A 21,731-nucleotide genomic window follows, 5' to 3' on the forward strand; every position below is an offset into this window, starting at 1 on the left:
GATGCCGGCCCCGCAGGACGGGCCCCTGCTCGACGACGCGGCCGGCCGGCTGATCCGCCCGTACACGATCAGCAACGGCCGCACCCGGCCGTCCACCGCGTTCGACCTGCTGTCCCTGATCATGGCCACGGGCATCGAACCGGACATTCCGCTCGGCCCGGAGCACACCGTGGCCCTCGGCATGTGCGAAGGGCCGATGTCCGTCGCCGAGATCGCCGCACACCTCCGGCTGCCCGCGGTCGTCGCCAAGGTCATCCTCTCCGACCTGGTCGCCTGCGGCGCGGTCACCGCGCACGCTCCCGCTTTCCATGACATGCCCACCGACCGATCCCTGCTGGAGGCAGTGCTCGATGGTTTACGACGACAGCTCTGACCGCGCCCGAACCTCCGAGTTCTTCCCCGTGGCACTCAAGGTCCTGGTCGCCGGTGGATTCGGCGTCGGCAAAACGACGTTCGTGGGCGCGGTCAGCGAGATCGCCCCGCTGAGCACCGAGGAACTGCTCACCCAGGTCAGTGTGGGGACGGACAATCTGGAGGGCGTCGAGTCCAAGACGGCCACCACCGTCGCCATGGACTTCGGCCGCATCACCCTCTCCGAGCAGCACGTGCTCTATCTGTTCGGCACACCGGGCCAGGAACGCTTCTGGTTCATGTGGGACGAACTCTCCCAGGGCGCGCTCGGGGCCGTGGTGCTGGCCGACACCCGGCGCCTGGCCGAATGCTTCGCCGCCGTCGACTTCTTCGAACGTCGCGGCATCGGATTCATCGTCGCCGTCAACGAGTTCGACGGCGCCTACCGCTACGAGCCGGACGAGGTCCGCGCCGCGCTCGACCTCGGGCCCGAGGTGCCCGTCGTCCTGTGCGACGCCCGGATCGCCAGCTCCGGCACGGGCGCCCTCGTCACCCTCGTACAACACCTCATCAACGCCACCACGGCGCCCGCCCCACTGCAGACCTTCGGAGCCCACCCGTGACATCCTTCGCCACCGGCCGGATGCTCCTGACGCCCACCGACCGGCACGGCCCGGCCCGCGCGCAGCGGCTGCGCAAGCTGGATCTCGGCGAACGCCCCGACGCCTCCTACGACAACTTCGACGCCTTCGCCGACAAGGTGGCCGAAGTCACCGCCACGCCCTTCTCGATGGTCAACTTCATCGACGAGAACCGGCAGTTCTTCGCGGGACTGCACACCCCGACGGGCAACCACGGCGGCCAGCACCTCGGTTCGGTCGCGGCGGGCAGCAACCGCAGCAGCCGGTACATGGCCCGTGACCACGGCTACTGCCCGCACGTCCTCGTCCGGCGCAAGGCCCTCGTCCTGGACGACGTCTGCGACTACCCGCGCTTCGCGGGCAATCCGGTGGTGGACGACATAGGCATCCGCTCCTACCTCGGGGCGCCGCTGATCGACCGCACCGGCATCGCGCTGGGCACCGTCTGTGCCGTCGACACCGTGCCGCGCCCGTGGGGCCGGGCCGGGCTCGACACCATCAAGTCGCTCGCCCATGAGCTCGTACGCCAGATCGACGACCGGGAGGGCCATCACCCTCTCTGACACACCCCCCGCAGGTGGCGCCGTGCTCAACTCCCGGGCGGTGCACCGGTGCTGCCCCGAAGGACCACGTTCCCCTCGATCCGCAGCACCCGGGAGCGCCCCGCCCCCGACGGTGTCCGCAACGCGAGGGCGATCACCTGCTCGCCCATCTCCGTGAGCGGCAGCGCCACCGTGGTCAGCGGCGGCGACACCTCACGTACGACGGGGATGTCGTCGAACCCCGCGAGCGACATGTCCTCGGGGACGCGTACGCCGGCCTCCCGCAGCGCGGCGAGCGCGCCGACGGCCATCACATCGGTCACCGCGAACACGCAGGTCGGCCGCGGGCCTCCCGAGGCCAGCAGCTGTCGTGCCGCCGCGTGTCCGCCCTCGCGGGTGAACGCGCCCCGCACCACCCGCTCCAGGGTGATGCCCGCCCTGGCGAGCCCCTCGCGGAATCCCGCCAACCGGTCGGCCACCGTGGTCAGTTCGAGAGGCCCGCTCAGCACCGCGAATTCCCGGTGCCCCAGCGCCACCAGCGAGGCCGCGAGCGCCGCGGCCCCGGCCCGGTTCTCCGGCTGCACGGTGTCCACCCGCATGCTCCGGTGCCGGCTGACCACCGCGACCCGGCCGCCCGCCCGGACGTACGGCTCCAGCTCCGCGTCCATCGCCCGCTCCCAGGCACGGTCCTGGAAGCCGGAGCCGATCAGCAGGATGGCCCGGGCCCGCTGGGCCCGCAGCATCGAGACGTACGCGATCTCCCGGGCGGGTTCGCGGAAGGTGGAGGCCAGCATCACCAGCAGGTCCTGCTCGGCGGCCGCGCGCATCACTCCACTGGCGATGCCCGCGAAGTAGGGGTCGCCGACATCGTGGCAGATCAGCCCGACCGTGCGGTTGCCCTCGGGGCTCGCGAGGGCCTGGGCGTGGGCGTTGGGGATGTAGCCGAGGAGATCGGCTGCCGCGCGGACCCGCCCGCGCAGGTCGTCGCGGACCCGGGTGGTGCCGTTCAGCGCCCGGGACGCGGTGGCGAGCGAGACGCCCGCCTCGCGCGCCACCGCGTCGAGCGTCACATGGGCGGCGGGGGCCCGACGTCGCGTATCGGGGTGGACCGGTGTTTCCCGTTCACTCAACTCGACCCCCAGGGGTGCGGTGGTGGCAGGGCCCCGAAACTTCGGGACGACCTCTTGACCGTGCGAGGGAGCAGTCATTAGCGTGGCGGCACCTTACCAGAAAGCGCTTTCTGAAAGCGCCTTCACGGTAAGGGTCCGCAGCATTGCACCCTTGCACAGGTCTCCACAACTGCCCCCGAAGTCCAGGGAGTTCACCGTGAGCCAGAGCGCGTTGGCCAAGCGCCCCGCCGATGTGGCGGGGGTCGCCCGCAGGGACGGCCCCACGACCGGGGAACGGCTCGCCCGAGCGGCGGAGCAGAGCTGGCGGCCCCTCACCCTGCTGCTGGCCGCTCTGGTGGCCTGGTGGGTGATCGCGGCCGCCGAGCTGATCGAGCCCTACCTCGTGCCGTCGCCCGGCGCCACGCTCGACGTCCTGACCTCGAAGACCGGGTACCTCTGGCAGCACACCTGGGTGACGACGTACGAGACGCTCCTCGGCTTCGTCATCGCGGTCGCCGTCGGTGTGCTCGCCGCGGTGGTGATGGTCTACTCCTCGACGGTGGAGCGCACGCTCTACCCGATCCTGCTCTTCGCCCAGGTCGTGCCGAAGATCGCCATCGCCCCGCTGTTCGTGGTGTGGCTCGGGTTCGGCATCGCCCCCAAGATCCTCATCGCCGTCCTCATCGCCTTCTTCCCGGTGGTGATCTCGATGGTCACCGGGCTCAAGGCGGTCGACCCCGAGATGCTCCAACTGTCCGCCACCATGGGGGCGAAGCCCTGGCAGACCTTCGTGAAGATCCGGTTCCCGGCCTCCCTGCCGCACCTGTTCTCCGGGCTCAAGGTGGCCGTCACCCTCGCGGTGACCGGTGCGGTCGTCGGCGAGTTCGTCGGGGCGAACGAAGGGCTCGGCTACGTCATCCTCCAGGCCAACGGCAACCTCGACACCCCGATGCTCTTCGCGGGGCTGCTGGTGATGTCGCTGATCGGCGTCGTGCTGTTCGTCATCGTCGAGATCGCCGAGAAGCTGCTCCTGCCGTGGCACGCCAGCCGGCGTGAGTCCTCGGCCACCACCACGTTCTGAATCCCCGTCGCGAGAAGGGCCAGCCCATGCATGCGCGCAGACTCCTGATCGGTGTCGTACCCCTCGCCCTGGTGGCCGCCACCGCCTGCGGCGGCGAGGACGCGTCGACCAGTACCAGTGACTCCGGCAAGAAGCTGGACAAGGTCACGCTGACCCTCAACTGGTATCCGTACGGCGAACACGCGCCGTTCTACTACGGCAAGCAGCAGAAGATCTTCGAGAAGCACGGCATCGACCTGGACATCCGGGCGGGCCAGGGCTCCCAGAAGACGGTCCAGGCGACGGCCGCCGGGCAGACCGACTTCGGCTGGGCCGATACCCCGGCCCTGCTCGCGGGCGTCGACCAGGGCGTCCAGGTGAAGAGCCTCGGCGTCTTCCTCCAGACCACCCCCGCCTCCGTGCAGTCCTTCGACGCCAAGGGCATCGACGGGCCGGCCGATCTCAAGGGGCGGACGATCGCCGGGACGGCCGGGGACGCGCTGTCCAAGACCTTCCCGATCTTCCTGAAGAAGAACGGCATGGGGGAATCGGACGTCACCGTCCAGAACACCGACCCGGCGGGCAAGATCGCCGCGGTGATCTCGGGGAAGACCGACGGGCTGCTCGGCTATGCGAGCGACCAGGGCCCGATCATGCAGGACAAGGCCAAGAAGCCGGTCTCCTACCTACGCTTCTCCGAACACGGGCTGAACTTCTACTCCAACGGGCTGCTCGCCGGGCAGAAGCTCCTCAGCTCCAAGCCGGAGGTGGCGGAGCGCATGGTGAAGGCGGTCAGCGAGGCGTGGGCGGCCGCCGAGAAGGCGCCCGAGCCGGCCGTGGCGGCGATGGAAGGAGCCTCCGAGCAACTGCCGCCGAAGGCCGTACTGTCCGAGCAGTTCGCGACGACGCTGACCCTGCTCCACACGGCGGCCACCGAGGGCAAGGCGCCCGGCGTCAACACCGAGGCGGACTGGCAGCAGACCATCGACGTGTTCGCCGAGGCCGGCATGGTCACGAAGCCGAAGGCCGTGGCGGAGTACTGGGACACCGAGAAGGCGCTGAAGGGATGACGATGCAGAAGCAGCAGACGACACCGCGCACCGGGTCGGCCGCCGGGGCGGGCCCCGCGGCGGCGGTCCGGCTCGCGGACGTGTCGGTCCGCTTCCGCAGCAAGAAGCGCGATGTCACCGCGATCGGCGATGTGTCGCTGGACGTGGCGCCGGGCGAGTTCGTCGCCATCGTCGGACCGTCGGGGTGCGGCAAGTCCACCCTCCTCAAGCTGGTGGCCGGCCTGCTCACCGCCTCCTCGGGGGAGGTCCTGCTCGGCGGCGAGCGCGTCACCGGGCCCCGGCACGACATCGGTTACGTCTTCCAGCGCGCGGCCCTGCTGGAGTGGCGCTCGGCGCTGCGCAACATCCTGCTCCAGGCGGAGATCCGCCACATGGAGCCTGCGGTGGCGCGCGAACGGGCCGACAACCTGATCCGGATGACCGGACTGACCGGCTTCGAGGACGCCTACCCGCACGAACTCTCCGGCGGTATGCAGCAACGCGTCGCGCTCTGCCGGGCGTTGCTCCACGAACCGCCGGTCCTCCTGATGGACGAGCCGTTCGGCGCGCTCGACGCCCTCACCCGCGAGCAGATGAACACCGAGCTGAACCGGATCTGGCGGACCACCGGCACCACGGTCCTGCTGGTCACCCACTCCATCTCGGAGGCCGTCTACCTGGCCGACCGGGTCGTGGTGATGAGCCCGCGCCCCGGCACCGTCACGGAGATCATCGAGGTGGGCCTGCCCGCCGAGCGCGACTACAGCGAGACGCTGGGCCGCCCGGAGTTTCGTGCCGCGGCGGCGCACATCCGGGATCTGCTGGGCGCGGTGTCCGCACAGGACTGAGGGAAGCCCGAGCGGCGGCAGAAAGCGGTTGAACGGTACGTGCCGGGCAGGCCTCCTGCCCGGCACGGTCGCGTTGCGGGGTACCGGGGCACGCGGTGCGCGGGTGGAGCTACGACCGTACGGTCACGGCGGCGATGCCGACCGCGCGCAATCTCCGTGCCAGCAGTTCGATCTCGGGCTCGGTGCCGTGATGGCCGCCGCCGAGTATCAGCTCCAGCAGCGCCCGGGCTTCGGGGAGTGTCCGGTTGCCGTCGGACCGCAGAACACGGAGGACAGGCAGCCGCCGGACCGGGGGGTCGGACACGGCCACCCGGTAGGAACCGTGCTCGGCGAGCATCCGTCCGCGCAGCGGCTCGGGGAGTGTGCCGTCACACACCAGCGTCATCGCCGCGCAGCGGGAGCAGCGGTGCTCCTCGTCCCAGTGCAAACGGTCGTCCACCACGGCCTGCGTTCCCGAACAGTGTGTGGCCGCCCCGCATGCGTCGCAGGTGGTCGACCAATGGACCGTTGCGAAGTTCACCGCGACAGCACCCCGTTCGGTAGGTGGCTCATGTTGTCACCCCGGAAGGCGCCGCGTGTCTGCCCAGCGCTGAACGCGGTCCGGCCCCGGGCGCCGTACCGCGCACCCGGGGCCGGACCGCCGGCACCTTCGCTCAGTAGCGCAGCCGGGACAGGTACCGGTAACTGGCCCGTGCCGAGGCGAACGGATCGGCCGGGGCGTCGTGCTCCACCAGCCACTGCTTGACCCCGCCCTGCCGCGCGGTGTCGAACATGGCCGGGAAGTCCAGGACCCCCGACCCGACGTCCGCGAAGTCCCCGTTCGGTGCCATGTCCTTCACATGGAGGGCGGGGAAGCGGCCCCGGTGCCGGACGAACAGTTCGCCCGGGTCGGATGAGCCGCCCTTGGCCGCCCAGTACACGTCCAGCTCGAAACCGACCAGCTCCGGATCGGTCTCGTTCAGCAGGATGTCGTACAGGCTGACGCCGTCCACCACCTCATGGTCGCCGCCGTGATTGTGGTAGAGCAGCTTCAGCCCGGACTCCCGGGCGGCAAGACCCGCCCGGTTGAACTGCCGTGCCACCTCCCGGTATCCGACCGGCGAGTGCAGCGAACCCGGCAGGCTCGGCACCACGATCCACTTGCCGCCCAGCGTATGGACGTCCTCCAGCGCCTGCGGCAGCCCGGAGCCGGTCACGATGTCGTAGCCGACGTGTTCCAGCACGGCCTTGAGCCGGGTGCGGTCCAGCATCTGCCGTATGGCGGCGGGGGAGTTGCCGTGCCGGCCGCTGACGCCGACCGTCGCGTACCCGATCTCCGCGAGCTGCTCCAGCGTTCCCACGAAGTCCGCCGCGAGTGGCGTCCGCATGGTGTACAGGTGCATGCCGATCCCCGACGGGGGGATGCGTCGGCAGCCCCGTCGGCCGGTGGCCGCGGCCGGGGCCGCGCCGAGCCCGACGGCGGCCGCCGCCCCCAACGCCGTACCGAGAAAGGCTCTTCGGGCTCCGTTCGCGTGCTTCGTTCCCATGGGGCTCCTCACTTCACGTCGATGCGGACGGTGCCGGTGCTCGTGTCGCCCTTGTCGTCGGTGACCGTCAGACGCGCGGTGTAGGCGCCCTTGCGGTCGTACGTGTGCTTCGCCGTCGCACCCTCGGGCCCGGACGGCTTCACGTTGTCGCCGAAGTCCCAGTGGTACGAGGCGATCGTGCGGCCCTGAGCGGGCTTGACCGTGCTGCTCAGCGACACGGCGAGGGGAGCGGCGCCGGACGCGGGCCCGGCCTTCACCGTCACTTTGGTCCCGGCCTTCTTCTCCACACCCGGACCGTTGAAGTGCAGCCAGTCGACCGAGAGGAGATCGGCCTTGTCGGGACCCCAGTCCGGGTTGGTGAACACGGCGTACAGCGTGGTCGTGCCGCCCGGGTTCTTGAGCTTCGTCGTCGGAGAGATCAGCTTCTCGTAGCCGCCGGTGTTCGGGATCTTCACCGAGCCCAGCAGCGCGCCGGTGGGGGAGCCGGCCCGGAACTCCACCGTGCCGCCGAGCCCGCCGGAGGACGCGCCGACCGTCACGGAGTCCACGCCTTTGAGGTTCACCGGTTCAAAGGCGATCCAGTCGCCGTTCTCGATCTCGATCAGCCGCTTCCTGCCGGACGCGTCGGCCCGACTGCCGACGTCCGCGCCGCCGTTCGCACCGCCCGTCGCCGTACGGTGCTCGGCCTCACGGAAGGAGGTGCGCAGGGTCAGCGAGGTGGAGCCGGTCAGCGCCGGGGCGTCGGGAGCGCCCTTGTCCTCGTACTGTGCGGTGATCCCGTAGTAGAGGTTCTGTCCCGGACCGTGGCTGTCTCCGGCGTCCGTGACGATCTCGCCCGTGCAGCCGGTGTAGTTGTCCAGCGGATGCAGATGGGTGTCATGGCCGAGCTGCGACTGCACCACGACCCGCGAGCAGTCGATCGGACCGCTCCGACCGTCCTCCTCGTCGGTCACCTTCACCGTGAACGGGATCGTGTCCCCGAAGCTGAACGTCCCCCCGTCCGGCGGCTGTTGGATCGTCACCTCCGGCCGGGTGTTGCCCACCGTGATGTCCTGCACGGCGAGCGCCGTCAGCTCGTCGGGGCCGGTCACGGTCAGCCGCGCGGTGTGCAGCCCCTTGGCGGTGTACGTGTGCGTGGGGTCGGTCTCGGTCGAGTCCGTGGTGCCGTTACCGTCGAAGTCCCAGGCATAGCTGACCGGTTGATCGCCGGGCAGGCCGGAGCCCTCGCTGGAGAACTTCACGGTCAGCGGGTCCGTTCCGCTGTCCCGGTCGACGGAGATCTTGGCGTCGGGCAGTCGGCCGTCGCCGACGTAGTCGATCCGGTAGATGCCCGCGCCCTCGTTGCTGCCGCCCCGGCCGGTGCCGCTGCCGAGGCCGAAGTCGATGACGTACATCGCTCCGTCAGGACCGAAGTCCGCGTCGAAGGGCTGGTTCCACTCCATGTCCTCGAAGATGCCGTTGATCGACTGGAGGTCCCCCGCCTTCACAGGGTCGAACCGGGGATCGGTGAAGGTCTGGTCCTCGCTCTGGAACGAGAACGTCTTGAACCAGCGCCGGGTCAGCTCGTAGGAGAACGCCTTCCCCTCGAAGTACTCCGGGAACTTGGTGCGGTAGGTGTTGTCCGGGTCGTAGTCGTAGACCGGTCCGCCCATCGGGCCGCCCCCGCCGGTACCCACCTCCGGAAACTCGGCCGAGGCGGAGTAGGCGTACCAGACCGTGGCGGGCTGGGCCGGGGGCAGCTCCCGCAGACCGGTGTTGTTCGGCGAGTCGTTGACCAGCGCCGAGCAGTCGAACTTCGGCCCGGACGTCTTCGTCGCGAAGTCGTAGTCGTTGAAAGGGGTGTTGTTCCCGACGCAGTACGGCCAGCCGAAGTTCCCCGCCTCCGTGATACGGGTGTACTCGACCGTGCCCTCCGGGCCCCGGTCCGCCTTCGCCTCGCGGGCGTCGGGTCCGTAGTCCGCGACCATCAGGGCTCCGCTCAGCGGATCGGTGGTGATCCGGAACGGATTGCGCATGCCCATCGCGTAGATCTCGGACCGCGTCTTCTCCGTACCCGGGGCGAAGAGGTTCCCCTCGGGGACCGAGTACGTGCCGTCGTCCTCGGGGGTGATCCGCAGGACCTTGCCGCGCAGATCGTTGGTGTTGCCCGCGGTCATCTGCGCGTCCCACGCGCGGCGGCCCTCGCCCTCGTCGATCGGGGTGAAACCGTCCGAGGCGAACGGGTCGGTGTTGTCGCCGGTCGCCGCGTACAGGTTGCCGTCCTTGTCGAAGGTGAGCGAACCGGCCATGTGCGAGTTGGCCCGGCCCTCACCGCGCAGCGTCGGCACGGTCAGCAGCCGCTTCTCGGACGCCGGGTCGACGGCGTTGCCGTCCGCGGTGAAACGGGACAGGTTCAGCCGCTTCTCGACCTTGTCGGAGTACAGGAGATAGAGCCAGTTGTTCTCCGCGAAGCCGGGGTCGAGCGTCAGCCCCAGCAGCCCGTCCGACTGGCTGGTCATCTCCGGCGTGTACGCGAAGTCCAGCGCGGTGGAGACCTTCATCGTCTCCTGGTCGATCACCTTCAGCTTGCCGGTCCGCTGGGCGAAGAACACCCGGCGGTCGGGGGCGACGGCCAGCTCGAACGGGTCGGCCAGATCACTCGTGGCGAGCGGGGTCCGCTGGAACGAACCCGTGCGCGTCGCGGTGCAGTCGCCCTCCGCCGCGCCGGCCGCCCACTGGATGCCGCCGAGGAGGTGTTGGACGAAACCCTCCTCCTCGAAGGACGCCTTGTCGTGCCCGCCCGCCGTGAACCATGAGCGGCCCCCGTCGTAGTTCTGGCACCAGGAGAACGGGTGGTCCACGCCCTCGTCCAGCCCGTCGATCCCGTCGCGCACCTTGATCTGGGCGAGGGTGTGCACCTTGGACGTGGGATTGGCGCGCCAGTTGTACCACTCCTCCTGGCGCTCCCAGAGGTCGGGAAGGTGCTTCGTCGACGGGTGCGTGTGGTCGAGGACCTTGACCCGGCCGGTCTGGGGGGTGGGGTGCTTGTCGAAGATCGCGCCGACCAGCCCTTCGTACCACTCCCAGTCGCGTTCGCTGGCGGACGCGGAGTGCAGGCCGACCCAGCCGCCGCCCGCCCGGATGTACCGCTGGAGAGCGGCCCGCTCCTCGGCGTTGAGCAAGTCACCCGTCTCCGGCGTGGAGTTGGTGTTGTTGAAGACGACCGCCTGGAACCGGCCGAGGTCGGCGTCGTTGAAGACCGAGGAGTCGGCCGTGGCCTCAACCTCGAAGTCGTGCTCGGCTCCGAGCTTCCGCACCGCCTCGACCCCGGCCGGGATCGAGGGGTGGTCGGAGTTGGTGACCTCGGAGTAGACCAGCACCCGGTACGAGGCGGCGGCCTGCGCGCTGGGTGGCGACGCCACCAGCAGGGCGAGGACCAGCGCCAGGAGCGAGGTGACGGCGATGAGGGGGGAGGGGCCGCCGGGGGCTCGGCCGACGCGGCCGGCCCGGCGTAACGAACGGCGTCTCATGGGGCGCTCCCTGTGCGGTAGATGCCGAGTCGGGGGATAGAAAGCGCTTTCTGAAGTACGCCGTTCAGAGTAGGTTCAGCTCTCCGACGGGGTCAATGGGTCTGCAGGGCCCACCGCGCCGGGCGAGGCGCGGAGCCCGGACGCGCGTGGGTGTCAGTGCCGGGCGATACGGTCGAATCCGTGCGAGAAGCCGCCGGGGCCCCTCGAAACGGAGGCCCGGGATGACCGCCGACGCCGCGATCACTGCCGCCGATGTCCGCTCGGCCGCGCTGTCCCTGCCCGACACCACGGAGAAGCTTGCCTGGGGGCAGCCCACCTTCCGGGTGGCGGGCAGGATCTTCGCCTCGCTCGGCGACGACGAGACGGCGATGGGCGTGAAGTGCCCCCGGGAGGACCGTGCCGAGCTGATCGCCGCCGAGCCGGAGAAGTTCTTCATCCGTGAGGGGCACGACGACCACTACGCCTGGATGCGCGTTCGGCTGCCCGCCCTGGAGGACGCGGATGAGCTGGCCGCCATCCTCGCCGACTCCTGGCGGCAGGTCGCCCCGCGCCGACTGGTGGCGGCGCACCCGGAGCTGGAGGTGTCGGGGGACGGGGTGGCGGGGGAGAGCGCGGGTGAGGGGGAGGGGTGAGCGCGGCGGGTGACCTGTAGGGGGCGGCCGGGGGTGTGCGGCCCGCGTCGGTGGCGTGGGCCGGGCCTGCGGTGCGGGAGTGCGCGGCGGACGGGCGGAAGGGCGGACCGGCGGACGGGCGGAAGGGCGGACCGGCGGATGGGCCGGTTGGACGGGCGTGCCTGGCGGCCGGGCTCACGTGGCGGGCGTGCCGGTCGGGGCATGCGGGTGGGTGCGGGCCGGACTGGCGGTGCGGGAGCTCGGGGCGGACCGGTTGCTTGGGCGGGCCTGCCGGCCGGGCTGACGGGGCGGGCGGGGTCAGCGGGTCGAGTGGGTGGGCCGTGCGGATCAGGGGTGCAGGAATCCGGTGATCCGCTTCCGCAGGCCCTGCGGGTCCAGCCCGTGCGCCGCGAGGTGCTCCTCCAACTGCCCGTACCGACGCAGCTCGGCGCGGCCCACCCCCAGCCCGAGCACCCGGTGGGGCAGGTCGATCAACGCTTCGCCCGCCGCGGTGGCGGAGGTGCCCGCCAGATACGGCTCCACGATCACCACGTCCGCGGTCGTGGCCGCACCGGCGGCCCGGCGCACCCCCGCCGCGTCGAACGGCCGCACGGTCGTCGCGTACAGCACACTGACGTCCAGCCCCTCGGTGGCGGCGAGGACGTTGTCGAGCATGGGGCCGACCGCGATCACGGTCCCGCGCCGCCCTTGGCGGACCGCGGTGAACCCGGCCGTGCCGCTCACCGGCAGCGCCTCCCGGTTCGCCTGGAGCGAGAGGCGTACGTACACCCGGTCGTCGCCGGCGACGGACTCCCGCAGCAGGGCCTCGGCCTCGTCCGGATGGCCCGGCACATGCACGGTCCAGCCGTCGAGCGTGTCCAGGAGAGCCACGTCACCGGGGGACATGTGCGTGAAGCCCCCGGCGGGCCAGTCGTACGAGCCGCCGGCGCTCACCAGGATCCCGCCGACCCCCTGGTGCCCGAAGTCCAGCTTGACCTGTTCGAACGGTCGCTCGACCAGGAAGCTGGCGAAGGTGTGCACGATCGGCCGCATTCCCGTCAGCGCCATCCCCGCACCGGCCCCGACCAGCAGTTGCTCCCGGATTCCGACGTTGATCACCCGGTCCGGGTGGGCGCGCCGGGCCGGGGCGAAGCCGTCGGCGCTGATGTCGGCGAGCACGACGGCCAGCCGGGGCTCCTCGTCCAGGAGTCGCGAAGCGGTGCTGATGAATCGGTCACGCATGGTGTCCATGAAGGGTCCCTCCCGAGGGCTCCGGTGTGCGAAGTGGCGGTGGTGCGGTGGTGGTGCGGTGGTGGTCGTACGGGGTCGGTCGGTGCGGTCAGCTCTTGGGTTCCACGCGGGCGACGACGGCCAGCGGTTTACCCGGGTGGGGTGTGGTGAACGCCGTGTACAGAGCCTCGTGGTCGCGACCGTCCACGGTCACCGCCGCCCACCCGGCGGACACGAAGCGGGAGGCGATCCCGCCGGGCCAGCCGTGGGTGGCGGAATCGTTGTCGATCACCAGAGTGTGGAGCTGTTCGAGCCCGGCGGGGCCCGCGTGGGCGATGGCTTCGTGATTGCTGCCCTCGTCCAGCTCGGCGTCACCGATCAGGACCCATACCCGGGGGTCGGTGAGGCCCTGGGCGCGCAGCCCGAGCACCGTTCCGACGGCGAGCGGCAGCCCGTGCCCCAGGGATCCGCTGCCGATCTCCGCCCCCGGCACCAGCAGCCGGTCCGGGTGGTGGCCGAGCGGCGAGTCGTACGCTCCGAAGCCGGGCAGCAGCTCCTCGCCGAAGAAGCCGTGCGCGGCGAGGACGGCGTAGTACGCCATCGGCCCGTGCCCCTTGGACAGCAGGAAACGGTCCCGCCCGGAGGCGTCGGCCGTGTCCGGTGTGACGCGTAGCACCCTGTCGTAGAGCACCCACAGGGCGTCGAGCGTGGAATGGGCGGCGGGGGCGTGCTTCTCCGCGCCGGTCATCAGGGCGATCAGGCGGTCGAGGTCATGGAAGGCGCGGGGGCCGCGTACCGTCGCGGCGGTCGTGTTCGTCATGACACCGAGCGTTCAACATCAACCGCGGTTGAGGTCAAGCGCGGAATGGTGTTGGTGACCACCTGCTGGAGTGCGGTATTGTTCTCATGCGCGTTCAGCCAGGGGAAACCCCAGGTCAGACGGGCAGCGGGACGTGGCGCAGCTTGGTAGCGCACTTGACTGGGGGTCAAGGGGTCGCAGGTTCAAATCCTGTCGTCCCGACTGGAGACAGTCGCAGGTCAGGGCCGGTTTCGGAGCAATCCGAAACCGGCCCTTGATCATTTTTGGGGACCAGTTGGGGACCATGTGAGGTCCGGGCTCCTTGATCGGGTCAGCGGGTCATGACGATGGGGCTCGGCAGTGAGCGTGGTGCGCGCAGCACGTTGAAGTGGGCCGAGAGCGCCGCCCCGGCGGCCGTGGTCTTGTGGACGTCCGGGTGAAGGTAGCGCTGGGTGGTGGTCAGCGAACCGTGGCCTGCGATCCTGCGGAGGACGTGTACGTGGACCCCGGCGTCGGCGAACCAGGTGAGTGCGGTGTGCCGGGGGTCGTGGCGGCGCAGATGTTCGTAGCCGAGCTTGGTGACCACGTCGTCCCAGTGTGTGGCGTCGCGCAGGACGGCGGTGGAGATGCGTCCGCCGCGCGGGTCCGTGAACAGGCGGGCGTCCGGATTGGGGCCGGTGGACAGGATGCGCTGGGCGATGAGGGAGTGGATCTCCTCGACGATGGGAACCTTGTGGGCCCGCTTGCCCTTGTACTGGAGAGCCCGCTCGTTCAGCACGGTCAGCCACGTGAGATCGGAGTTGCCTTGGGGAGCGATGCGTAGACGGGGGGCGAGGCTCGGAATAGCGGAGTGGATGCCGTCCGCGGAGGCGAGACGTCCGCTGTCCCACCAGGTGGTGACGGGAACAGCTGGGTTCACCTAACTGAGGCGATCGCCGGCCCTGATCGTCGGCAGCGCCCCGGCCTTCCTGTCACTCCTCCTCGTGGGACCGCGTGTACCACTTCATGGCCGCCGCTCGCGTGTGGGGATGTCCCGGTCCGAGAGTCCTGGCTCGGAGCTCCAGCACCTTGGCCAGGGTCTCCCGTGCCTCGTCGGCCCTGCCCGACCGGTGATAGGCGTCCGCCAGGAGGTCCATGGTGAAGAGAGTATGCGGATGCTCGGAGGAGAGGATGTCGCGCTGGGCGCAGAGCAGCTCGTGGATCGAATCGGCAAGGCACATACCGTACAACGATCGGACGCGGACCAGCATGTCGAAGGATTCGATGCGGAGCTCCAGCCGCTGGTCCGGGAGGCACCGGGCCAGTCTCCGCAGTTCCACGAGCCACTTCCGGCGCCCCGCGGCCAGCGCCCAGTGGGCGGCACCGGAAAGGGCGACGGGATCGCGGCTCCACCGGTCGTTCGCCAAGCGGCGGGCCCGGAAGGCACTCTCACCGTACCGGCAGGCCGAACGGAGGTCACCGAGTTCGTACGACGCCCGCCCCAACAGGTCGAGAACTTGCACCCGGGGTTCGGAGGGAATGCCCTCCGTGTTCCTCCACGCCTCGCGGAGAGCGAGCAGTCGGGCGCGCGCGTCGGCGGCGCGCCCCTGTTCGATGAGGAAGTCGCATGCCGCGAGCAGGGCCCGGCGGCCGGGCACCGTGGTCATGCAACCGGGGTCGATGGCCACGAGGGCGCGGGCGCTCGTCCTCCAGGAGGGCCAGTGCTCCCACGCCGCGTCGCCCTGGCTGTCGGGCACCGTCCCGAGCAGCATCACCTCGGCCATGTGCGCGGCCAGTTCGAGGTCCGCCGACGACAGTGCGCGACGCACAAGGTGCGAGGTGAGCCAGTCGACACGAGCGCCACCATCGACCATCGTGAGGAGCTCACGGCGCTCCAGGTCCGGCATCACGACGGTGGAGAGGCTGTGCAGCGGGAGCTGCCGCTCGGGCGGCAGGCCGGTGAGTGCCGAACGCCAGGGCTGCCAGGGCGGGGGAACGTCCATGCGGGGCACCGGGTAGGGTCGGCCACCCATCAGGGCCAGGGCTCCCAGGACACTGCGCTGGGTGACCCCGGCGCCGGCCGGGAGGTCGTCCACAGCCTTGCGGATCGCGACCTCGACCGAGGACGGGCCGACCCCGGGGTGTTCGTCTCGGACCAGCAGCTCGATGTGGCGGCCCACGCTCAGGAGGAAGCTGTCCACGGTCGTGTCCGGAGTGAACAGGCGGATGGCCCTGTCGAGCGCACGCGGCAGATCGCCCAGGTGCTCCGCGAGGCGGTCGGCCTCCGCCTCGGCCAGTCCCTCAAGGTTGGTCATGAGGAACCGGACTGACTCCTCACGGTCGAACGGCCCGACCTCCACGACCGTTGGAGAGCTCGGCAGGCGACGCCATTCGGCTGCCGACGCGCGCGAGACGACGATGAACTGAAGACCGTGGTTCAGCAGGACATCGGGAATCGACTCGGGGCCTACGGCTTCGTCGAGCAGCATCAATACAGGCGGAGGCCAGTGCGGTACGAACTCCTCGGTACGCGAGGTGAGGTACTCCGCCACCCCGGGGGACCACGTGACCACGGAGCCGAACTCCGCCGCGCATTGCGCGTACACGCCGTGCTCGATCAGATGGCTCTTCCCGACGCCTGGCCCGCCGATTACTACGACCATCCCCCAGCGGTGCAGCTCACGGATGATTCTGCTTGCCAGCGCGGGCCGGCCGATGGGAAGAGGGTGGCCTGATGCGAAGCCCTCCGCCCGACGCACCACATTCTCCGGAAGGGACACGCAACTCGCCTTTCTTGGACTCGGCTCCGCGCCGAGAGGTTCACGCGGTCCGCAACAGCACCGGCCGTGGCGTTCTTGTCAAACGACGGAGAAGCGGAGACGGTTACGTGTCCCGCACATCCGCGTACCAGCGTTCGGTGGTACTCAGGTGGTCGAAGCCGACCCATTCCTGTGCCAGTCGACTGCCGCTGAGAAGGAGGGCGCGCACCTGGTCGTGGTGGCGGGGATCGAGCCAGGAAACCAGCTCGTCAACCCGTTCCTGTGTGCTCCAGGCTTCCTTCGGCAGGCTGCGGCTGGGCGTGCCGAGCCGCAGCAGTGCGTCGTACAACTCGAAGGCCGGGCGGACCCGCAGGCGGCCGACGTACCGCTCGGCGCGAGCGGGGAACGCCAGTCCGCTGGGGTCAAGGTCGCCGAAGTAGACGATGTCGGAGATCCGGTCCCTCGCGGTGAGGCTGCCGATGGACTTCTGGAACGTGACGCCGCTGCCCCACGCGACATGACCGATCCGGTGACCGGTGCGCCCGATGTGCCCGAGCATGTGGGAGATCGACCAGTAGGTGGTGGAGTTCTCGATGACGAGGAGCGTGCTTCCCTTACCGGGTTTGTGATATCCGGCGTGGTTCTTCACCAGGCCCCTCGATCTGAAGTCCTTGCTGAGCAGGGGAGGATCGACATCGAACGCGTTGAGCAACTTCAGCAGACGTTCCCGGTCGGAGAAGAGCGGCTGCGCGTCCAGCGTGTCGAAGAGTTTCTCCGCCGGATGATCCGGATGCTGGAAGAAGGGGTGCAAGCCGAAGATCTGCAAGGCCCTCTCGCGTTGGGGAATACTCATTCCTCTGTGTCCGCTGTGCAGCCGGGTATTCAATGCCTCGTAGGCGGCACGAATCCTGTCCGTCGTCCGGGCCAGAGCCCAGTAATCCTCGATCTGTGCCAGTTCGCCGGCCCAGATCGGCATCGGCGGAATCTTCCTGGTCACGGAGCGGACAGGGGTCAGTCTGACGCTGAGCGGCAACGGCGCTTTCCGCTCCCGATCCGTCTTCACCGAAGGTTTGAGGTGTCCGGCTTCGGCCAGTTCTTGCAGGTACTCCGAGAGGATGCGTTGCGGAAGGTCTCCGCCTCTCCCCGCGGGTCTCGGCATGCGCAGGAAGACCTGCCGCACGTCGTCGATCCTCACATCGGATCCCGTTGTGCCTTTCCAGCCACGCTCGAACTTCCACTCGTGCAGACTTGACAGAAGCGCGAGGGCCTTCTCACTCGTCGTCATCGGCAGTCTCGTCCTTGACGAAGTAACGGGAGGCGGAGATCTGCGGGGCGCCCGTCGCCAAGGACTCGTCCAGATAGCGCCCGAACACCCCTTCCACGGACAGGTACTTCCGCCGGGCGCCCAGATCCGTGTCATTGCGCAGTCGGATGACCAGAGGGAAGGTGTCCAGCGCGTTGGTGTCGAACAGACCTGTCGTGTAGATCAGTTGCACCCCGAGCGTGCGGGCGACCGACTGCTGGAGTCGCAGCAGGTAGGTGGTGGAAGCCCGGCCGATCGGGTTGTCAAGGAACAGCACGCCGGAGTGCTGATGACCGACCCGGCCGCGGTCGTTGGCACGCAGAGCCGCCATGGTGCAGTAGAGAATGATCGCCGTGGTGAGCAGTTGCCCACCGGAGAACACGGCGCGGATGTCGGACACGGGTACCTTCTGGGCCAGCAATGCGGAATCAGGTTTGAGGATCGTCACCTTGAAGCCGCTCGGCACCCCGGCTGCCACTCCTTTGAGAATCAGGGAGAGGCCGTCGCGCTTAGGCTCCCGTCCCGTTTCGAGAGCCTCGACCGTGCTCTTGGCCATATCGTCCACGAGCAGGCCCATGTGGTCGCGCAGGGCCTCCTCGGAGACGCTCCGGAACCGGATCCTCAGAAAATTCTGACCGGACCAGTCACCGAGCCCCTGGGGCAGGCGGGAGAACCGCTCGGCCCGACGTAGGGTCTCCAACGCCTCCGCGACCTGTTGGGACAGCTGTCGAACGATGGCGGTCCGGTGGCGGTCGATCGTCTCCAGGTCATCGGTGAGCGAGCGGAGACGCCCCCTCATGGCTCCTACCCACTCAACAGCCCGTCCGGGAAGTTCAGCCCGCTCGATCTCCAGGATGATCCTCCGGCTGCTGGTCTCCAGCGGAAGGAACCGGTCTCGTCCGGCATGCCGGACGAGCTGGTCGGAGAAGCGCCGCTCCTCGTCCTCCGCCACCGTCTCCTGCCTACGTGCTTCGTCATGGACGGTACGGGCCGCCTGGTGTTCGGCAGCGGCTGCGGCCAGGTCGTCCCCGTACGGTTCGGGGCCGGCGGGACCGGTGATGGGCGCGAACTCCGCGAACTCATCGGATCCCATCAGTAGTAGCTCGAATCCCTTGCGTGACGATTCGGTCTCCTCCAGGGACTCCTTCAGGCGCTGTCCGTGCCGGTCCAGCTCCGTGACCGTCCGGGACGCCTGATTCCGCATCTCCTTCGCCTCTTCCAGGAGGCGCAGGCCATGGCCGACATGGCGCGGTCTTTCGAAGGGAGCCAGGTCGACCTCCGCGAGGGGAGGGGTGAACTTTTCGTACTCCTGCCTCCGGCTCGCCGCGTGTGCGCTCAGCTCCGAGGCTCGCAGGCGCAGCTCAGGTGCGGCCTGATCGGCGATCCGGCGGGCCAGCTCCCGGGATGCGGCATCCGTCCCCTGTGGGCCGTTCAGCAATTCTCCCGCCAACTCGACCGCGGCGTACTGGTGTTCGTCCAGTTCAGCCGCGATCAGCGAGATCTCCCTCTCGGTCTGTTGCAGATCCGCGAGCAGCTGGTCCCCTACCGACACCCGCAGATAGGTCTCGGCCGCCTGTGCGTAGTCGCGCCGGAGCACTTCCAGTGGCGCGCTCGCGCCTTCCGGCACTCCTGGGACTTCGACGTCCGACGGTAGGCCGGTCAGCTCCTCCGACAGTCTGCTGGCGGAGGCACGCATGCCGTCCACCTGCCGCAGCAGCGCGGCTGCCTGTTCCCGGCCCCGCCGGGCAGCGCGGTCGGCTTCCCCGGCCGCCTCCCGCTCTCGTTCGCCTGCTTCCCCGCGCAGAACGGCCGTGGCTTCCCAGCCGGGGACCTGTGCCTCCTCGTCGGCGAGGACCGTCAGTCGGTGGGCGCGCTCGTCAAGCCCCCGCTGGGCGCTCCGCACCGGCTCGGCCTCTTCCAGGGCCGCGAGACGTCTATCGGACAACGCGTCGTGAACTGCACGCAGTTCGCGGGCCTCCTGCTCCCCTGCCTCGGCCAGCAGGCGCCGCTCCTCCATGTACTGCTGGAGTTCGGCGAGGCGGCCGGGCGGGAAGTCCCTGCGCCACTCCTCGATCCGGGCCACCAGTGCCGCCGCGGCCGCCCGCCGCTCGGACAGTTCGGCGAGTCTGGCCACACGTTGGTCGTGCCGTTGCCTCACCTGACGGCGTTCCGTGTCGGCTGACCGCTCGTCGTACAACGCCGGATGCGGCTCGACGATGAAGCCGACCCCGCTGATATCAGGGTGTGTCCGGGTGACAGCTTCCGTCGTTCCGACCGCGAGGAATACGCTCGGATGGGGTTCTTGCCTGTTGACGAGCTCTTCCGCCGCCGGCAACTGAGCGGGGTTGTTCAGCAGTACACCGCTCGCCAACTGCGGCACCTGCCGGACGAGCTTACGACGGCGTTCGACGTCCGGGATCGCTGCGAGGTACTCCCACCCGGTCCAGGCGGTGATGCCGCCTTCCACGAGGAGTTCTTTGACACGCGTCGCCTCGGAAGAGGCGGGCAGCAGCTCGGTGCTCTCCAGGGCGAAGCGGGACCTCGCGTCCTGGGCTTCGGCGACGTGGAGGTCCGTGATCTCGGCAGCCGCCTTGTCCCGAACCTCTACCAAACGGCTCCTCAGCGCCTCTGCGGCGGTCTCCAGGTGGTCCGGTCGGTGACCGAGCAGATCGAGGAACGCGGGGTCCACACCCAGGGCGTCCCTGCGGGCCACAGCCGCCTTCCACTTCTGTTCGGCGCTGTCGAGACCACGGTGCAGCCCGGCGAGTTGCCGCTCGGACGTCTCGACAGCGCGCGCTGCCTCCTGCTGTTCGGTTTCGAGCCGTTTCACCTCCTTCTCCAGTGCCGCGAGCCTGCGCGCGTTGCCCGCCACGGCTTCCTGTGCTTCCTCCAGTGCACTGGAGGCGGTGGCCTCGGGGGCGAGCAAGCCCTCGCGCACCGCATCGGCGATCCGGCCGCGCACCTCTCGTACACGCTGCTCAGCCGTGTGGGCTTCCTTCACCTGGCCGATCGCTCGGCCGAGTGCGTCATTATGGACCTTCTGGTCCGCTTCGGCCTGCTCCGCGGCAGCGACAGCCTGCACTTCGATCCGGCTGCTCTTCTCCTTCAGCTCCTCCATCCCGTCGCGCAGAGCCCGGATCAGTAGGGCCGCCGCCTCGTCCCTGGCGGCCAGCGCGGGCTGGGCGGCCTTCTCGGCGGCAGCCACGACCACTCGGAGACCACTTAGCCGCTGCTCCGCGGTGAGGCGCCGCAGCACCGTGGGGGCGACCGCCCAGGCCGCCGACTCGTCCTCGGCCCGCCTGGCTTCCTCCTGTGCCGCATTGGCCTCGACACGGGCGTCCTGCCAGCGGAGTTCAGCCACCAGGCGCTCCAGTTCGACGGTGGCCGCCTCCAGCCGGGCGTGCTCAGCCCGCGCTTTGGCGCTGTCGTCGGCGAGTTGCCTGGCCTCGCCCTGGATGCGGCGGACAGCTCCGGCCTCGGCCCCCGCACGGGCTCGGAGACGCCCCATCAGGGTCGCCATCTCCAGAGTGGTGATCCTCCGCCGGACACGCGCCTCGTCGGCAGTCACACGCGCATCGGCGAGGGACTGGAGGATGCTCAACGCACCTTGCGCGAATTCCTGTTCGATCAGCAGCGCGGAACGCCGATGCAGGCGCCCCGCGTAGGTGTCCAGTAGATCGGCGAGCTCCTTGGCGGGGTCCGTGGGTAGGACCGCACCGAGCAGGAAGTTCACGAACGCGATGTCGCTGGTGAAGGAGAACGCCTCCGCCGCTTCGCCCTCGTCGGCGTTCATGCTCCGCTGGTACTTGAACAGCTCGGGATCCAAGTTCAGGTCCGCCAGCCGCTCGGTCCACTCCCCCTGCCGCACGAACTCGCCGTACTCCATGGCGGAGTCGGCGGCGTCCGCCTTCACCAGGTTGTTGAGGTAGTCGGTCTGGGTCCGATAGTGGTTGCTCGACGAGAAGGGCAGATTGTCGAGGTGCAGCGTGGCCGTGGGGCGGAAGTGGTACCAGCGTTCGAGCAGGTTCCGTGGGTCGGAGGACTCGCGGCGGTCCTTCCACTCCATCACCTTGCCAGTGATCAGGCGGCGGCCGCTGCGGGCGTGTGTCCATTCCAGGACGACGTGGGACGTGTCCTTGGGCAGCACGAAGCGCTCCAGGACGCCTCCGCCGCTCGTACCGACGATCTGCCGGCGGCCGGGCAGGACCACCGAGAAGATCAGCTTGATCAGTACGGACTTGCCTCCTCCGTTCTCCAGGAAGAGCACGGTCGCCGGTGACGGGCGGCGAGCGGGCGCACCGGCGCCAAACAACGACATGCGGCGGTCGGAGACCGGGCGGCCGACAGCGCTGAAGTCGAGGAGGACGTCCTGGTAGCGCGCTCCGGCGGGACCGACCGACTGAAGCGCCACCCTC

At 69.6% G+C, this 21,731-nt stretch carries 16 protein-coding genes, 1 tRNA gene and 1 pseudogene; 8 read left to right on the forward strand and 10 right to left on the reverse strand.

Annotation, left to right across the window (positions count from 1 at the left end):
• The first annotated feature begins 1 nt into the window (after position 1).
• From ACIQRW_RS01270 to ACIQRW_RS01280, 3 genes are read left to right on the forward strand one after another with little or no spacing between them, the layout of a single operon-like run.
• The gene (locus ACIQRW_RS01270; protein ID WP_006128964.1) at positions 2-373 is read left to right on the forward strand and encodes a DUF742 domain-containing protein; all 372 of its coding nucleotides are present in this window, start codon (positions 2-4) and stop codon (positions 371-373) included.
• Positions 351-974, forward strand: coding sequence for a GTP-binding protein (locus ACIQRW_RS01275; RefSeq protein ID WP_403752637.1), 624 nt, complete (start codon positions 351-353; stop codon positions 972-974). Before ACIQRW_RS01270 ends, ACIQRW_RS01275 begins: the two co-directional genes overlap by 23 nt.
• Positions 971-1,555 (forward strand): GAF domain-containing protein, encoded by a 585-nt coding sequence (locus tag ACIQRW_RS01280; protein WP_403752640.1) that lies wholly within the window; start codon positions 971-973, stop codon positions 1,553-1,555. The genes ACIQRW_RS01275 and ACIQRW_RS01280 overlap by 4 nt, the downstream gene beginning before the upstream one ends.
• Positions 1,556-1,581: 26 nt before the next feature.
• Here the strand turns inward: ACIQRW_RS01280 and ACIQRW_RS01285 are convergent, their stop codons facing one another.
• The gene (locus ACIQRW_RS01285) at positions 1,582-2,604 is read right to left on the reverse strand and encodes a LacI family DNA-binding transcriptional regulator (protein WP_403753451.1); all 1,023 of its coding nucleotides are present in this window, start codon (positions 2,602-2,604) and stop codon (positions 1,582-1,584) included.
• Positions 2,605-2,860: 256 nt separating this feature from the next.
• Here ACIQRW_RS01285 and ACIQRW_RS01290 point away from each other — a divergent pair, with 256 nt between their 5' ends.
• The 3 genes from ACIQRW_RS01290 to ACIQRW_RS01300 are packed head-to-tail and all read left to right on the forward strand — an operon-like array spanning position 2,861 to position 5,600.
• The gene (locus tag ACIQRW_RS01290; protein WP_403752643.1) at positions 2,861-3,724 is read left to right on the forward strand and encodes an ABC transporter permease; all 864 of its coding nucleotides are present in this window, start codon (positions 2,861-2,863) and stop codon (positions 3,722-3,724) included.
• A gap of 26 nt (positions 3,725-3,750) precedes the next feature.
• A complete protein-coding gene (locus ACIQRW_RS01295; protein WP_403752646.1) occupies positions 3,751-4,773 on the forward strand; it encodes an ABC transporter substrate-binding protein in 1,023 nt (340 codons plus the stop codon).
• Positions 4,770-5,600 (forward strand): ABC transporter ATP-binding protein, encoded by an 831-nt coding sequence (locus tag ACIQRW_RS01300; RefSeq protein WP_403752649.1) that lies wholly within the window; start codon positions 4,770-4,772, stop codon positions 5,598-5,600. The genes ACIQRW_RS01295 and ACIQRW_RS01300 overlap by 4 nt, the downstream gene beginning before the upstream one ends.
• 109 nt (positions 5,601-5,709) lie before the next feature.
• On the opposite strand, the gene ACIQRW_RS01305 is transcribed toward ACIQRW_RS01300, so the two are convergent.
• The 3 genes from ACIQRW_RS01305 to ACIQRW_RS01315 all read right to left on the reverse strand — a co-directional run bounded on the left by ACIQRW_RS01305 (position 5,710) and on the right by ACIQRW_RS01315 (position 10,635).
• Complete coding sequence (locus ACIQRW_RS01305; protein WP_403752652.1) at positions 5,710-6,042, reverse strand: hypothetical protein; 333 nt, start codon at positions 6,040-6,042, stop codon at positions 5,710-5,712.
• A gap of 211 nt (positions 6,043-6,253) precedes the next feature.
• Complete coding sequence (locus ACIQRW_RS01310; RefSeq protein ID WP_403752655.1) at positions 6,254-7,126, reverse strand: sugar phosphate isomerase/epimerase family protein; 873 nt, start codon at positions 7,124-7,126, stop codon at positions 6,254-6,256.
• Positions 7,127-7,134: 8 nt separating this feature from the next.
• A complete protein-coding gene (locus ACIQRW_RS01315; protein ID WP_403752658.1) occupies positions 7,135-10,635 on the reverse strand; it encodes a ThuA domain-containing protein in 3,501 nt (1,166 codons plus the stop codon).
• A gap of 221 nt (positions 10,636-10,856) precedes the next feature.
• Here ACIQRW_RS01315 and ACIQRW_RS01320 point away from each other — a divergent pair, with 221 nt between their 5' ends.
• Complete coding sequence (locus tag ACIQRW_RS01320; protein ID WP_403752661.1) at positions 10,857-11,267, forward strand: MmcQ/YjbR family DNA-binding protein; 411 nt, start codon at positions 10,857-10,859, stop codon at positions 11,265-11,267.
• 327 nt (positions 11,268-11,594) lie between these two features.
• Here ACIQRW_RS01320 and ACIQRW_RS01325 read toward each other — a convergent pair whose 3' ends face one another.
• Both ACIQRW_RS01325 and ACIQRW_RS01330 read right to left on the reverse strand, forming a co-directional pair.
• On the reverse strand, positions 11,595-12,497 hold the full coding sequence (locus tag ACIQRW_RS01325; RefSeq protein WP_403752664.1) for a transketolase family protein: 903 nt from the start codon (positions 12,495-12,497) through the stop codon (positions 11,595-11,597).
• An 88-nt stretch (positions 12,498-12,585) separates the two neighbouring features.
• A complete protein-coding gene (locus ACIQRW_RS01330) occupies positions 12,586-13,296 on the reverse strand; it encodes a transketolase (RefSeq protein WP_403752667.1) in 711 nt (236 codons plus the stop codon).
• A gap of 127 nt (positions 13,297-13,423) precedes the next feature.
• Here ACIQRW_RS01330 and ACIQRW_RS01335 point away from each other — a divergent pair.
• Positions 13,424-13,497 (forward strand) — tRNA-Pro (locus tag ACIQRW_RS01335).
• A gap of 109 nt (positions 13,498-13,606) precedes the next feature.
• Here ACIQRW_RS01335 and ACIQRW_RS01340 read toward each other — a convergent pair.
• The 4 genes and pseudogenes from ACIQRW_RS01340 to ACIQRW_RS01355 all read right to left on the reverse strand — a co-directional run.
• Positions 13,607-14,026: pseudogene (locus ACIQRW_RS01340) on the reverse strand (tyrosine-type recombinase/integrase); the annotation flags it as partial.
• A 220-nt stretch (positions 14,027-14,246) separates the two neighbouring features.
• Positions 14,247-15,917 (reverse strand): tetratricopeptide repeat protein, encoded by a 1,671-nt coding sequence (locus ACIQRW_RS01345; protein ID WP_403752670.1) that lies wholly within the window; start codon positions 15,915-15,917, stop codon positions 14,247-14,249.
• A 220-nt stretch (positions 15,918-16,137) separates the two neighbouring features.
• Positions 16,138-17,298 carry a Wadjet anti-phage system protein JetD domain-containing protein gene (locus tag ACIQRW_RS01350; protein ID WP_403752673.1) on the reverse strand — a complete coding sequence of 387 codons (1,161 nt, stop codon included), beginning with the start codon at positions 17,296-17,298 and terminating at the stop codon, positions 16,138-16,140.
• Entirely contained in the window at positions 17,285-21,727 is a 4,443-nt protein-coding gene (locus ACIQRW_RS01355; RefSeq protein ID WP_403752676.1) for a hypothetical protein, read from the reverse strand. The genes ACIQRW_RS01350 and ACIQRW_RS01355 overlap by 14 nt, the downstream gene beginning before the upstream one ends.
• Between the last annotated feature and the right edge of the window lie 4 nt (positions 21,728-21,731).

The organism is Streptomyces sp. NPDC091287 (genome assembly GCF_044768525.1).
Lineage (GTDB): Bacteria > Actinomycetota > Actinomycetes > Streptomycetales > Streptomycetaceae > Streptomyces.

Bases quoted from the DNA above. Each gene is read 5' to 3' on its own strand.
- ACIQRW_RS01270 (WP_006128964.1), top strand. From the start codon at position 2: ATGCCGGCCCCGCAGGACGGGCCCCTGCTCGACGACGCGGCCGGCCGG.
- ACIQRW_RS01275 (WP_403752637.1), top strand. From the start codon at position 351: ATGGTTTACGACGACAGCTCTGACCGCGCCCGAACCTCCGAGTTCTTC.
- ACIQRW_RS01295 (WP_403752646.1), top strand. From the start codon at position 3,751: ATGCATGCGCGCAGACTCCTGATCGGTGTCGTACCCCTCGCCCTGGTG.
- ACIQRW_RS01300 (WP_403752649.1), top strand. From the start codon at position 4,770: ATGACGATGCAGAAGCAGCAGACGACACCGCGCACCGGGTCGGCCGCC.
- ACIQRW_RS01310 (WP_403752655.1), bottom strand. From the start codon at position 7,126: ATGGGAACGAAGCACGCGAACGGAGCCCGAAGAGCCTTTCTCGGTACG.
- ACIQRW_RS01315 (WP_403752658.1), bottom strand. From the start codon at position 10,635: ATGAGACGCCGTTCGTTACGCCGGGCCGGCCGCGTCGGCCGAGCCCCC.
- ACIQRW_RS01320 (WP_403752661.1), top strand. From the start codon at position 10,857: ATGACCGCCGACGCCGCGATCACTGCCGCCGATGTCCGCTCGGCCGCG.
- ACIQRW_RS01325 (WP_403752664.1), bottom strand. From the start codon at position 12,497: ATGGACACCATGCGTGACCGATTCATCAGCACCGCTTCGCGACTCCTG.
- ACIQRW_RS01330 (WP_403752667.1), bottom strand. From the start codon at position 13,296: ATGACGAACACGACCGCCGCGACGGTACGCGGCCCCCGCGCCTTCCAT.
- ACIQRW_RS01345 (WP_403752670.1), bottom strand. From the start codon at position 15,917: ATGGTCGTAGTAATCGGCGGGCCAGGCGTCGGGAAGAGCCATCTGATC.
- ACIQRW_RS01350 (WP_403752673.1), bottom strand. From the start codon at position 17,298: ATGACGACGAGTGAGAAGGCCCTCGCGCTTCTGTCAAGTCTGCACGAG.